We start from the raw sequence: 13,969 nt of genomic DNA, 5'->3' as shown, positions 1-13,969 counted from the left end.
GTGACGACACGTTGTGGCGTATTGAGTGCGAAGCTCTTCGACAGCTTGCACATGCTGTGACAAATGGCTCATGAACTCGTCTTTCTCACAGCTGCTTTCGCTTCGGTACAACGGATTTCTCGTTGGAGTAGTGCCCATCGCCTTACCGCGCCATCAGTCCGTTTCGAACCCGGATTGATCGAACTTCAGCGTCGCCGCGTTCTCTGACACGGTTCGAATTCGGCTGTCGTCGAATCCTTGTGGTGCCTGGGCTTCGACTTCGATACGGACCTGCAGCTGTACGCCGGGTTGGGCGGCGAGGTGCTGCAGAACCTCGGCGTTGATCTTGCCGAAGTCGACCGCGTAGCGCTCCGCGTCGAGTGTCCGCACCCCGAAGTACCGCGTCTTCGGTGCGGGTCCGGCTCCGGGTGGCGCGGCAGGTACCTGCCCGCCGGCGCGGTCCTCCTCACCTCCTGGTTCCTCCTCCTCACCGAGTTCCTCGACCTCGCGCTTGCGTTGTGCCACAGCGCGTGACGGCTCGACCAACAATAAGGTGTCGGTGATCGTCGGCGGCGGCTCTTGGTCGGTCGGCAGCACTAACCCCACGTATCGTTCGCCGTCCCACGCTTGGGCGAACGCGAATCCATCTTTTTCCCAGAGGATTTGGTTGTCATACACCGACCACACACCGTCCTCGAACACCTGCCGGTCCCGCAGCCGGGCCATGTACGGGTAGGTGGTGTAGTACTTCCACAGGTCCCCGGCGCTGATATGGCCGTCGCGTTTCCAAATCGACGTCAAGTTCTCGTCGATGTCGTAGCGGATCAAGGTCGCTGAGCGGGTGACGACCAGTTGGTTCTGTTCCCGGGCGCGTTTGGCGGCCCGCTCGGCCAGGTTAGTGGTGGTGCCCTCGGCTTTGATCGCGGTGAGCGTCAACGGATTCGCTGCTTGCTGTTCGGGGTAGATAAGCCAGGTGTAGGTGTCCATCAACCGATTGCGCACTGTTTCATCTGCTCGGTTCCGGCGCAACTCAGCTTGTTTTTCCTGCTGTCCCGTCAAGCCAAGCTCATCGACATTCGTGGCCACATAGCACCAGGCCAGGTATTCGCGTACTGCGGTGTCCAGTTCGGCCAGGCGGGCAGCATCGGGTGCGAGGAAGCACAACGTGTTGCGATAAACCCTTGCCGCACTACCGCAATAGGTAAGGATCTCGTGTGCCCACGCGGTGGCCTTGGATTCGTCGCCCTGCTTGCGGTCATACGGGTAGGCGGGCGGGACGATGACCAGCCGTGTCTCCTGGACATCGCGAACGTCGGCCGAACCATCAGGCGCGGTGTGTACCGCGGCGAAACCATCCTTTGGGGTGGCGCGGTGGGCGTGCAGGCGTTCGGAGACTTCCTTCCACACGTCCTCGGTCTGCAACCGCTCGGCGAAGTCGCGCGCGGCCTTGGTGGTGTTGGCTTGGGTGTCAAACCAGTAGCGGTTGCCGTCGTTGTACAGATAGGTCGCCAGGTTCGACATGCCATCCAGCGCGGCGTGGAAATTGCCGCAGATATCGCCGGGCAGGGCGGTGCCCAAAAAGATGCGGCTTTTGTCGATGCCCTTGTGGGCGGTGTTAAGCGTCGGAGTGGCGCCAATGAACACGGTTCGCGCCAACCGGTGCGCGATGTGTCGGGCACCAAACAATGCTGGGTTGGCTTTTTCGACTTGTTCCGGTGTGGAGTTGGGGCCGTCGACATCGGCGTCGATGATCGCCTTCCATCGATCCTCGAGGTATTGCGTGAGCTCGGTGACCACGTTGTCGGAGTCCAGCAGCACCGAGCCGGGCATGATCAGCGGCGCGGCATCATCGGATCGCCACAGTTCGCCCACCACGTTGTTCATCAGCCGCAGCACACCGCGGGTGCGCTGGAAGCGCTCCAAAGTCGACCAATCCTCGTAGAGCCGGTCGAACAGCTCGGGATGCACGGGGTAGGACCGCTTGATCCGCTCGATGTAGTCGTTGTCGCGGGCCTCACGCGGGAAAACCGTGCCGTTGTCGCGGTAGAACTTCACCATCGCGTTGGCGGTGGCGCTGATCTTGGCCAGCGCCTCGCCGTCGGGCGGGACGAAAAGCCGGCGACGGACGATCTCGAAGCTCTCCTCGGGGTTGGCCGGTCGCCACTGATCGGCGGTGCGGCGCACCACATTCTGCAGTCGGCGCAACGCCTCCCGGCCATACTCGCCGCCGACCTCGGCGTCGCTGGCACCAGTTTCGTCGGTGGCGCTCTCGGACGCCGGAATCGAGACCACCACCAAGATACCGGGCACGGCTTTGGCCTTCTCGGTCAACGTCTGGGCGAAGGTGAACTGGGTGTCGAAAGTGCCGCCAGGAAGATCGTCGCGGCCGTAGAGCTGGCGGGCGTAGGCGACCCACTCGTCGATCAAAATCACCGCAGGGGTGTAGAGCTCAAAGAGCTCCCCTAACACATGGCCCGGATTGGTTGCGGTGCGGTCGGATTCGGCGATCAACTCGTAGGCTTCTTGACCGCCGAGCTGCCAGGCCAGCTCCCCCCACAACGTGCGGGTCACGGTGCCGTCCTTGTGCACCCGAGGCTCGGATGCGCACAGGTCGTTGCCCACCAGCGCGACCCGCTGCACCCGGCCGGCCACACTGTCGAGGTCCAGACCCGCCAGCAGGTCTTGCACCTCCTGGGGGTACTCGATCAGCTTGCGTCCCGAGGCCAGATGCCACAGCGCCAGCATCGAATGGGTTTTGCCGCCACCGAAGTTGGTCTGCAGGTTGATCACCGGCGACGCGTTTGGGTCACCGGTGACCCGCTTAACCATCCGGGTGATCAGATCGCGCAACCCCGCGGTCAGAAACGTGCGGCGGAAAAACTGAATAGGGTCGGTGTACTCGGAGTCACCTTCGGAGCGGGCCACCATCGCCAGGTCGGCGGCGAACTCCGCGGCGTGGAAGTTGCCGCTGGCGACATCGGGGTGCGGGGCGAGCACCTCCCGCCAAGGCGTCAGATTCTGCGAGCCGACCTCGGCGGTGCCGGAGCTTTTCATCACCCGGCGGTCTTCCTGCTCGGAGGACACCCGGCGCAGATCCACCCGCAGCCGCCGCACCTCCTCAGCCTCCTGAGGGGCGCCGACCGCCCGCAGGAAACGCTCGGTGGTGTCCAGCGCGCGATAGGCGTCGTCGACGCTGAACGGTTGGCGGTGCGCGTGACGGTCGCGCACGTCGCGCAGCTCGCTGGCCCAGCTCTCCTCGGCCCGCGACAGATACTGGCTAAACGGGTACCAGCGCGGCTTGTAGGCCGCCGTGGCTTTCTCGGTGAGCACCCGCAGGCCGTTTTGTGGGTCGACGCGGTTGTAGGTTTTTCCGGTGATGCCCCTAGCGCCGTCCTTGGCGGCCAGTAGCGCCGTCCAATCGACCCCTTTGGGCAGCTCCGGTTCCACGACCCGCTGCAGAAACGCATCCAGCGCCCTACCGAGCAGCTCCAGCGCCCGGTCCACCCGGTCGCGATTGCTCAGCGCCATCGGTTAGCCCCTTCACCAATATCAACGGAAGCAAACACGACAGTATGCACTCAACGGCCGACAGGGAACCGTTCCCGCCGGTTGGTGAGCTCCCGGAGGTGTCGGTGCGCTCTGCAACGCTCGTGCACCAAATGGGTGCCAGCAACAAGCCTCCAACCGAACCGCCCGGCGACGGTCGGCTGGTGCACGCTGGCGAGGAACTCGAGACCGGGTGGATTGTTCGTGGCGTCGTGGCGGTTCATGTGCGTCCCGGCGGGGCGCCCCGCGAGAAGGTTCCGCCGAGCGTGGCCGAGCTCGAAGCCGCGGGGCTCGTCGCACCAGACGATGATCCGTACCGCTACTTCAGCCCAAAGGAACGGGTCCTCGCGGACTGGTTGACCGCGCACGGCATGACGGGTCTACGGTCGGTTCGCGCCCGTGACCGGCCCGGAAAGCCGACGCCCGATGCCGTCTTCGACCACGTGGATGGACGGGCCACCCTTGAAATGAAGACCCTCGACAGCCCCGCTGAGAACGCCGCCCGCGCTGGGGTGCGATCTGGCCGGAAACAGTCGCCGATTGTCGTCGTCGACGGGCGTGGTGTAGCCATCCCGCCGGATCGGGCGGCAACAGCACTACGCAAAGCTATCCGGGTGCACGGAGTCGATGTCCGGCAGGTGGTCGTGGTGCTTGCGGACGGATCGGCGCTAGGGTGGAAGCCGTGAGCATGGTCCGTGCTGTCTATGTCGGTGAGCAAGCCACCCTTGAGCAGGTGAGGGCGGCGGTCGAAACCTGGCAGCACCAGACCGGCGACGCTACTTATCTCGATGTCGAAGCCGATGGCGATGGCTACCCAGGCATGGGTTATGTGATCGATCTCCTCATCCGTGACGAAGATGCCCAACTCGCGGCTCGTGACCGGCTTGCAGAAGGAATCAAGCCTCTGCTTCCGGGGATTCCGGTCGCCACCGACACCGAGATGAACGATCGGCAAATCGCCGCCGCGCCTGAGCGGCATCGGTAAAAGCCGCGGCATGACCGTCCTTAACGCCTGCGAAGGCCATGATCCAGGGCTGCGTCGGCGGCTACTCTCCTGTGCTTAAGCTCAGGTGTAGTCGAGTGTCGGTCTTGCCGCGGTTGTCGGTGCGGTGCGGGCGATTTCGTTCCAGGCCGCGCCGAGCGCGTTGAAGTCGACGGCGAGCTTGGTGCGTTTGATGCCCTCGGCGATGTGAAAAAGCAGGGTGGCCAGCTCCTTGCAGTGGTCGCGGTCGATGCTGGGCGGCACCTGCCCGAGAAACGCAGCCGCTTCCGGGATGCCGCCGGAGGCGAAGCGTTTGGTGAGGTGCATGACGACCTCCCACACGCTGATCGACGGGTCGGCTGCCGGATCGTAATTGTCGTCGAGGTCGGTGTAGTTGACGAGCGCCGCATGACCGCCGCCTTTGGTCAAGATGCCCGCGCGTTGCAGGTGGTCGAGTGAGGCGTTGCGGGCGCGGGCCAGGTTGTCGGCGTCGCCGTAGGGGCCGCGGTCGAAACCGTGCTGGCGGAACCAGGCTATCGCGAAGCGGGTGTCGGCGTCGAAATCGCCTTCCTGCTCGTTGAGCACCTCGTCGAGGATCTCGTTGATCCGCTGCAGCGCGGTGCGCACACTCATCCGGGTGCCGTCGTCTTCGAGGACCGCGCTGTGGCGGGAGAATACCGCCATGCCCGGGCCGATCGCGGCCTGCGGCAGGTCGACGGGCGCGATCGCGCCCTGCCGCAGCTCCCGAAGTGCTTCCGGCAGCTCGGCTTTCAGGGTGGTAATGAACCTGCGGCCGTCAATGCGCGGGGCATTGTCCGGGCGTGGGCGAAGCGCAAGCACGATGGAGGAAGCCAGCGCGTTGGTGCCGACACTTAGCATCCGCCCGCCGCGTTCACTTCGCATCGGCCACGTCGCGGTGATCGCCCAGCCGGACTGAATCATCCCTTCCAGCAGGGTTTCCCATCCGGTCGACGAGTCACCGCCGAGTTCGGATTCCTTCTGTTTGAATGCGTAATACACGGTGATGGGGAAGTCGAGCAGCGTGGTTTCGCGAGCACGACGGAATACTTCGCGAAAACCTTTCTCGAAGAACTGGTGTGCGCCGTCTTTTCCGCCGTGCCGGTACGGGTTGGCCACCAGCTCCTCAGCCTTGGGAACGAGCATCGTGCCGAGAACGCTGGGATGGATGGCTCGGAGGGAACGCCGCAGCCAGACGTAGAAGAAATCCGACAGGTCGGAGTAGCCCACGTTGTCGTAGTAGGGCGGGTCTGTTGAAATGAGCATTTCCGAAGCAGCGATTTGACGTGCGTCGGCTTGCTCGACGTACGCGATTGTTTCCGCGGCCAAATGAGCCAAAGCATCGCGCATAGTTTCAGTGGCTATCGCCACCGAACCGGCAGCGTCAGCGAACGGATTTACCTCAACGAAGTCCCATGACATTGGTATCGCTTGGCGTGCAAACAAGTTTCGGGTCTGGTCGCGTGAGCTCGACCAAGTTGCAATCGAGTTCCCGAGGTCTGCTGTCCGACTCACCCCCAACCCCAAATACGTTGCGACGGCGTCGGCGTAGGCGGCGGCTCCGGTGCCGCCGGCGTCAAGGCGGTCGCCTTCGGGCATGCCAGCGGCGAGAGCGTCGCGCAGCACGAGCTCGCGCGCTTCACCAACAAGGTCGCTGAACGTGGTCAGCGCGGTGAGCTGGCGCGGGGTGAACAAGTCGGCGAAGGTGGTCAGGCCATATGGCGGTGTCCACACATTGCGCGGGTCGTAAGCCAATTCGCCTTCTGGCACGTCTTTGGGGCTCGGTACATCCGCCGCCCGCTCATGCTCCTCGGTCGGCTCCAGATAAATCCTTGTGCGATTGCCTTCGGCGACGGTAGCCATCAGCTGCGCGCCCATGCGACCGGCACGGCCTTCAGCCTTGATGTGTTCACGATCGACCGCCGCGCCGCAACCGATGCACCGGGCGCCCGAGCGATCGACGGTGCCGTCATCCTCCTGGCGGGGCGCACCGGCCAGACCATGTCCGATGGCGAAGCGCACTGTGCCGTTGTCGACGCGCGGGATGACGTAGGTTTCCTTGCCTTTCTTCTTGCCTAGCCACCACTTGCTGGTCAGCGGCATGGCGATCCCGCAGCGCGGGTTGGGGCAGGTGACGGTGCGCGCCCAGATCCAGGCGATCACCGTCGCTGTGGCGCCGCCGGGCAGGGTGGCTTTTGGATACAGGTGACCGATGCGTTTTTCGGCCTCGTCGCGCATCCATCGGCCGTAGCGGCGCACGTCTTCGGCCAGCCCGCTCGCCCCCGGCCAGGTGCTGAACGTTTCGTTGACCGCGCCGGGGAACACCGGTGTGCGCCCGGCGAATTTCGGTGGGATCTCGATGAGCGCCTTGGTGATCAGCACCGCCACCGGGTTGAGGTCGCAGGCGTGGGCTTGCAACCCGAGCCGCTGCGCCTCCAGCGGGATGGTGCCGCCGCCGGCGAACGGGTCGAGCACCGGCGGGGGGTTGCCGTCGGTGGAGTTCAGGATTTCTTGGTGGGCTTCGCGCAGCAGCTCCTGGTCGCCGATGTTTTCCCAGACCACCAGCCGCTCGATGAGCTCATGCAGGCGTTTGCGTTCCGCGGCCACGTCCTCGTCGGTGGGGAACCGGTCGGGGTGCGAGGACGGGTCGTCGACCAGCTGCGCGAACAGCACCGCGCGGGCGGTGGCCAGCGGCTTGCGCGACCACCACAGGTGCAAGGTGGAGGGGTGGCCGTGGCGGATCGACTTTTCGCGCGCGGACTCGGCGTTGATTTTCTCCAGCGGGATGGCCACCTCGATCAGCTTGCGGCGCGGAACGGCGGCTGTGGTGGGATCGGTCATCGGGCACCTGTTCAGGTCGGCGGTGAACAGAACAGCACAGCATACCCACGCGGCCCGACACGGCGGTGGTCATTTCAGAACGGGTCCGACCCGGCGGCCCACAGCTTGGCCCAAGTCAGCCTGGTGTCGGTGACCGGCAGCCCGCCCAGTTCGACCCGGGCGAACGCGTCGGCGATATAGCGCAGCTGATCATGCTCAGGCCCGTCGGGGCTGACTTCGACCAGGGCCAGCCGGTGCTGGGCCCCCATGTTCTTGCCGTGGATGAGCTCGCTGTAGGTGAGGGTCAGCGTGTCGGCTCCGGAAAGCCGGCCCTTGACCTCGATATGCACCACCGGCTCACCGTCGCGGGCCGAGGCGATGTCGTATCCCTTATTGGTGTGGGCCATCTCGATCGGCTGGCGGCCGATGCGGCGTTCGGCGGCGAGCACCGCGTCCAGCGCGCGGCGCTCCACCGCGGCGGTGTCACGGGCGTGCTGGGCGATAGTCGGTGAGAGCATGCCGGCGGGCAGGATCAGCGCCGCGGCAACCACCCGGGGCTCCTTGGCTGACAGCAGCATCTCCAGCTCCAGGCGTTTGGCACGCGCCGCCAGCCGGGCGTCGAGTTCCTCGGCGATGGCTTCCATCCGCTCGGGGCTGACCCGGATGCGCCGGCGAGTCCCGGCGGCGATCTCCTCACGCAGCCGGCCCGCCTCGCTGGAGAGATAGTTGATCTGCTGCAGCAACCGGGCCCGCACCGCGTCCTTGGTGCGCTGCACATACGGCACCAGACGAGCCCGAACCTCGTTGAGATGCTCGGGCTGAAAACTGCTGACCGCCCAGGTTGTCGCGATGGCGTCCACCCCGGCCGCCAGCCAGGGCTGCCGCAGCGCGGCGCGCACCGCGCCCTCGTGCTCGCCGGTGATCGGGTGGGCGTCCAGATAGGGGGCCGCCCCGGCGTCGACCGCGGCCCCGGAGGCCCCGACGCTGACGTAGGCGAATTTCTTGCTCACCGTCTGGCCGGTGCCGTCGACGATCTCGGCGGTCAGCGCGATCAGCAGCTTGGGCTCCTCGCCGGTGTCGGTGTCGTCGACCAGCACCGTTCCGCGGTCCAGGGCCGCACCATGGCGCTCGATGATCTCGTCGAGCACCGCGTCCAGCAGCGGATGACCCGGGGCCAGCAGCTCAGCGCGCGCGGCACCGGCTGGCTCGATCGCCGCCGGTTCGAAGGTGACCCGCTCGTAGCGCAGCGTCACCGGGACCAGCGACCCGGCGCGGCGTCGCACCCGCAGCGGCGCGGGCACGTGCGTGATTTCGAAGCGGTCGGTTTCCCGGCGCGACATTCGCCCGCCGAGGTGAGCAAACGCGGTCAGGAAAAAGTTTTCGATGAAATGTGGTTGCAGGCGCTGGCCCCGGGCCTCGTCCATCCGGCGGCGAATCTGGTCGACCTCGATCGGGGTCAGCGTCTCCCGGGCCAGGGCACGTTCCTGCGCGAGTTCTTTAAGCCCCGAGCCGATTTCGGCGTCGATCACCCGGTCGAACTCGGCCATCCGCGCTGGGTCGTCACCGTAGCGGATGGCCTCGATCAGCAGCTCCCGCAGCGGCCGCTCGGTGAACGCCTTACCCAGCACATCAAACAACCGCCCGCCGTAGGCTTTGCGCTGTGCCTCCATCTTGGCCAGCAAGGTGGTGAACACCTGGCCCTCGCGGGTGTCCTCGGCGACCAGGTTCCACAACCGGCATACCTTCTTTTGCCCGATGCGGTGGATGCGTCCGAAGCGTTGCTCGATGCGGTTGGGGTTCCACGGCAGGTCGTAGTTGATCATCAAGTGGGCGGCCTGCAGGTTGAGGCCCTCACCGGCGGCGTCGGTGGCCACCAGCACCTGGCAGGTGGGATCGTGGGAAAACCGCTCCCGAATCTGGCGGCGATCCTCGCGGCGGACGCCGCCGTGGATGACCACCACCGGGTCGTCGCGGCCCAGCACGTTGCGGATCTGGGCGGCCAGATAGTCGAGGGTGTCGCGGTGCTCGGTGAAGATGATGAGCTTGCGGGGCCTGCCGTCGTCGTCGCGGCGCAGCAGGTCGCGGTCGATGATCAGGGTGCGCAGCTCGGCCCACTTGCGGTCCTGCCCGAGGTTGCGCACCCGGGTGGCGCGCGCCACCAAGTCGTCGAGTACTGCGATCTCAGCCGCCAGCTCCTCGGCGGTGCGCGCCGCGGTGGCGGCGTCGACGACGTGTTCCTCCAGTTCCTCGGCCTCGGCGCTGTCGAGCTCGTCGTCGTAGTAGTCATCGATCGCCGCGTCTTGTGCCGGCAGGTCGAATGCCGCGCCGCGCAGCAGGGCTTGGCGGGTGGTGTCCAGGCGGGCGCGCCGGCGTTGCAGCGAACGCAGGATCGCGTGTGTGCTCGACGCCAGCCGGCGCTGCAGCACGGTCAACGCGAAACCCACTGTGCGTCGCCGCGGGGAATCCTCCAGCGCGTCAGCGCGATTCATCTCGGTTCGCACATAAGTGGTGACCGCCTCGTACAGGTCATGTTCGGGCGGGGAGAGCTGATAAGGCACCGTTTCGGCGATGCGTTCGGGAAACAGCGGCTTGCCGTCAAACGTCAACAGCTCTTCTTTGACCATCCGGCGCATCAGCCCGGCGGTGTCCGCCGAATGCACGTCCGGGACGTAGCGACCCTCGAAGCGGTCCGGGTCCAGCAGCGCCAAAAACAGCTGATAGTTCTCCTCGCTGCCGGCGTGCGGGGTGGCCGTCATCAACAACAGATGCCGCGACACCGCCGAAAGACGCTGCCCCAGTTCGTATCTGCGGGTACGGCGGACTTCCTGGCCGATCCAGGTCGCCGACATGCGATGCGCCTCGTCGATTACGGTGAGATCCCACTGGCTGGCGGCCAGGTGTTCGAGCAGATCCTCGTCGCGGGCCAACTGGTCCATCCGGGCGATCAACAGCGGATGCGCAGTGAACGGGTTGCCGTCCAGCGTGGCGGCGATCAGGTCGCGGGTGAGCAGCTCGGCGCGGACGTCGAAACGCAACGCCAGCTCGTCTTGCCACTGCTCGACCAGCCCACCCGGCGCGACGACCAGCAACCGGGCCACATCGCCGCGCAACATCAGCTCCTTGGCGTACAGGCCCGCCATGATCGTCTTGCCCGCGCCGGGGTCGTCGGCCAGCAGGAACCGCAGCGGGGTGCGCGGCAGCATCTCCTCATACACCGCCCGGATCTGATGGGGCAGTGGGTCGATCTCGCTGGACGACACCGCCAGCATCGGATCATGCAAGCCGGCCAGTTTGATGCGCATGGCCTCGGCGGCCAGCTGAAACTCCCGGGCATCGGCGTCAAAGCTCCAGCGTGACCCCGGTTCTTGTAGTGCCAGGCCGTCGAGGTCGGAGCGGTACAGCAGCTGCTCACCGAGCTGGCCGTCGGCCTGGCGGAACACCAGCGCGAGCGCGTCAGCGCCTTGGGGGCGCGCGTCCAGGATTGTCACCGGGTCGGAGCGCAGGCCGACCACAACCACGCCCGGCCTGATGGCGTCGAGGTCGATGGTCATCGTCGTACTCCCTGATCGGTCAGCCCAGACACGATACGCGCGTCGGGCGACAGCGAAAGGGACTCGGGGCACTGTTGGTGCACGTCAGCTTTATAGGTAGTGAACGTTTTACTTGATGCTGGCTGGTCAAGTGGTGGCTGTCCTGGTCGTGCGGATTTGTCCGGATCGTTTAAGGCGGCTGCAGAACGTTGCATGATGTCTGCTTCCGCATCCGGTGTTTGTGATGCCGAGTGTCGGCGGCCAAAAGCCGATGCGCAGCAAAGCTCCGAAGGGGGTCATCGCTGTGCGGATCGCCAACCCACAGAGGCCAACCCTGCACCCAAACCCAGCGGGTCCGTCGTCGAGCGCGCCCAGCCGTGCTACCTTGGCGGCGACCTCCGCCGCACTCCGGTCTTAGAGCCCTTTTGTCGTTTACCTGTCGCGCCCGCTACGCCGTCGCCATCGGATTCGGTAAGTGCGCCTTTTCCAACCCGCGACCAACGGATTACGAAATCGCTGGTCTAAATACGTCCCAATAGTACCCGAGAATCTTTGTGCGACAATGTTTCCCGTAGGTCACTGATGGTCCTTGTTCGGAAAGTGGCCGTGCGTTACGTCTACAGACGAGTAGGTCGCACACCAGCGCGCATATCGAATGGTCGCAAACTGGTCCACATTTTCCGAGTGGCACCGACGGCTGGACGCTGCCGACCGCCGAGATTCGGCGCAATGACATCGCGCACCATGTTAGTGGGAATCACGCCGACAAGTACTGCCAGTCAGGATGGGTATGCACACCTAGTGATCTGAGTAGCGGTAACACAAGACCTGCGGTTAGCTTATCGGGCTCGGCTTCCAGCTCGGCAAAAGTGCGCTCGATCGATCGGGTGTATGTTGCCTCGGTATAGATCCCACGAACCACAGGAAGTTCAACAGATCAAACGCGTAAACCCTTCACGTCGCAGGTGAGAAGTTCCGAACACTCAGATGCTCGAGGAACGCGTTCACCACCTCGACGTCTGCCAGCGGCACCCTCGATGCGGTGACCCGCCGAGCCAGACACCACCCGCAATCCCCTCAGCTCCTCCTCGAGCCGGACCCGACCTCAGTGTCGACGCGGCCTCCCATCCCCCGCGGGAGCGCGCTCGTCCCAGCGTGTCGCACTTTCACGAGGGCCGGTTAACCGATCGCGTGTTCCGCAATCGGCACAACTCGGTCCGCCGGATACGATTCCACTGTGTCCACCGCGGACACGCCGAGCTCATCGCCCCACCCTTGTGCCGCACCCGCAAACAGCCGGCCGCAACCCAGATTTCATCCTGATTGCCCGGTCAAAATCGAAGAGATTCCCTAACGGTTGTCAAGGGGTTCTGTGCCTTGTTGGTTGGTGGGTATTTCGGGCAGCGGTCAGTTGACTCCCGGACCGCTCTGGTGTTGGCGCGGGAGCACACATAGAGTGAATCCGCCCGTTGAGCGTCCACCGGGCGCCACGGTCGAGATGCTGGGTGTGTTCAGTCTCGGTAGATATCAACGAGCATTGGATTATGTTGTCAGCGTGTAAGGTTCGACTTCCGGACGGTGGTAGTCTGGGCGCGCGTTCGTGCGCGGGTGCTGGCATTGACGCGGTTGTGAGCGTTGATGATTTCTTTGGCAGCCCGGGCGGTGACAGGATCACCATTGGTGTCCCGCAGCTGGTAAGGGCGGCCGGTGGTGATCGTCACCCAGATACGTTCGGCGAGCTTGCGGGCGACGGCGATGGTGGCCTGGGTGTGGCAATGGCCCTGGGTTGTCATCAGCCGGTGGTAGAACGCCGCCAGTTGCGGATCGGTGCGGCGGGCGGCGCCTGCGGCCTGGAATAGCGCCAGCCGAAGCGGCGCTGGTCCCTCCTTGGTGATCGCCCGGCGGGGTTGGCTCATGGTTCCCGAAGACCAGGTTGGGGGGGGGTGATGCCGACGTAGGACGCGGCTTTTTTTCGCTGAGCAGAAGCTCGAGCCGTCGCCGAGAAAGGCGCGGACGGTGGCGGCGGTGACTGGCCCCATCCCGGGTACCGAGAGCAGCAGCTCGTCGTCGCCATAGAGGTGTTCCCACCATCGGGTGCTGTGGGCGGTGAACCGCGCCACCCGGGCCTGGTCGTCGGCGAGGTTGGTCAGATGCTCGGTGACATCGACGGTGAGTGCATCAAGGTCGAGGTGACCGGCCCAAAAGGCGGCCCAGCCGGTTGCGGCGGTCTTGATGGCCTCGGCGCGGGCGGGGGTGTCATCGACACCGCGGGTGTGCGCGGCGATGACGGCGGTCAACGTGGCGCGGCGCGCGGACGCCAGTAGACGGATGTCGGGCCAACGCTGCAGGACCGCAGTCGCGGTCGGTAACGACCCGGCGAACGCGGTCCATACATCGGGAACGCCCACCGCGCCAACGACATCAACCGACACCAGGACCGGTTCGCGTCAATCACTGCGGCGGCACGAGGATCACTGATCGGCGTAACGCCAACTGCGCGGGCGTCGGCATGTGTAAGGGGTGCCAGGTCGAACACCTGGCTGGCGCGGGTGAGGACATCGGCGTCGATGACGTCGGACTTGCTCTTGCCGACGATCGCACCGCGCAGCCGAGCAGAATGCCGCGCACCGACCATATGCATAGTGCCACCGGCCTTCTCGACAACGATCGTGAGCGGCAGCCACGTCATCGAGGTCGGTTCGACGGTGGCGTGGACCTCGTCGTAGCCGCTCAGCTTGTCACTGAGGGTGCGCAACCCTGCCAGCGTGGGTTCGACACCGAATCGAGTCGACTTCCCACCGGCATCATCGAGGATGGCGATGTGGTGACGGGCCGTGATCGCCGCGTCGATTCCTACCAGCGTCCGCCCACCTTCCCGTGGATTCTCAGCCGCCGGCGGGTTATCGTTGTTGTGCATGGAGGTTCTTCCCTTCATCGTCAATCATGTTGTTTTGATGAAGAGTTCACGCATTTCAGGGCCACCCAGCCGACCGTCGTGCGTGAACCCGTTGCGGTGGGAGAACCTTCGTGCGCCCAGCACTGCCGGCGGTCTCCCACACCGTCCCCGACCACAACGCGGCGGGAGTTCACGCGC

Annotated in this window: 7 protein-coding genes; 2 read left to right on the top strand and 5 right to left on the bottom strand. The window is 65.2% G+C overall.

Annotation, left to right across the window (positions count from 1 at the left end):
• Positions 1 to 153: 153 nt before the first annotated feature.
• Entirely contained in the window at positions 154 to 3,507 is a 3,354-nt protein-coding gene (locus tag MHEC_RS20455) for a DUF499 domain-containing protein (protein ID WP_048892803.1), read from the bottom strand.
• Positions 3,508 to 3,638: 131 nt separating this feature from the next.
• On the opposite strand from MHEC_RS20455, the gene MHEC_RS20450 reads away from it, so the two are divergent.
• A complete protein-coding gene (locus MHEC_RS20450; protein WP_071700359.1) occupies positions 3,639 to 4,211 on the top strand; it encodes a hypothetical protein in 573 nt (190 codons plus the stop codon).
• Entirely contained in the window at positions 4,199 to 4,510 is a 312-nt protein-coding gene (locus MHEC_RS20445; RefSeq protein WP_048892801.1) for a hypothetical protein, read from the top strand. The genes MHEC_RS20450 and MHEC_RS20445 overlap by 13 nt, the downstream gene beginning before the upstream one ends.
• An 81-nt stretch (positions 4,511 to 4,591) precedes the next feature.
• Here the strand turns inward: MHEC_RS20445 and MHEC_RS20440 are convergent, their stop codons facing one another.
• The 4 genes from MHEC_RS20440 to MHEC_RS20425 form a co-directional block, all read right to left on the bottom strand.
• A complete protein-coding gene (locus MHEC_RS20440) occupies positions 4,592 to 7,366 on the bottom strand; it encodes a DUF1156 domain-containing protein (protein ID WP_048892800.1) in 2,775 nt (924 codons plus the stop codon).
• Between the two features lie 74 nt (positions 7,367 to 7,440).
• On the bottom strand, positions 7,441 to 10,896 hold the full coding sequence (locus MHEC_RS20435; protein WP_048892799.1) for a helicase-related protein: 3,456 nt from the start codon (positions 10,894 to 10,896) through the stop codon (positions 7,441 to 7,443).
• Between the two features lie 1,529 nt (positions 10,897 to 12,425).
• Positions 12,426 to 13,283, bottom strand: a complete 858-nt coding sequence (locus MHEC_RS24750; protein WP_269097728.1) for a transposase — start codon at positions 13,281 to 13,283, stop codon at positions 12,426 to 12,428.
• Positions 13,169 to 13,792 (bottom strand): IS110 family transposase, encoded by a 624-nt coding sequence (locus MHEC_RS20425; protein WP_160315062.1) that lies wholly within the window; start codon positions 13,790 to 13,792, stop codon positions 13,169 to 13,171. The genes MHEC_RS24750 and MHEC_RS20425 overlap by 115 nt, the downstream gene beginning before the upstream one ends.
• Positions 13,793 to 13,969: the final 177 nt, after the last annotated feature.

The sequence above is a fragment of the Mycobacterium heckeshornense genome (assembly GCF_016592155.1).
In the GTDB taxonomy this organism is placed as follows: Bacteria; Actinomycetota; Actinomycetes; order Mycobacteriales; family Mycobacteriaceae; genus Mycobacterium; species Mycobacterium heckeshornense.
This window is presented reverse-complemented; position numbering and strand designations above follow the sequence as displayed.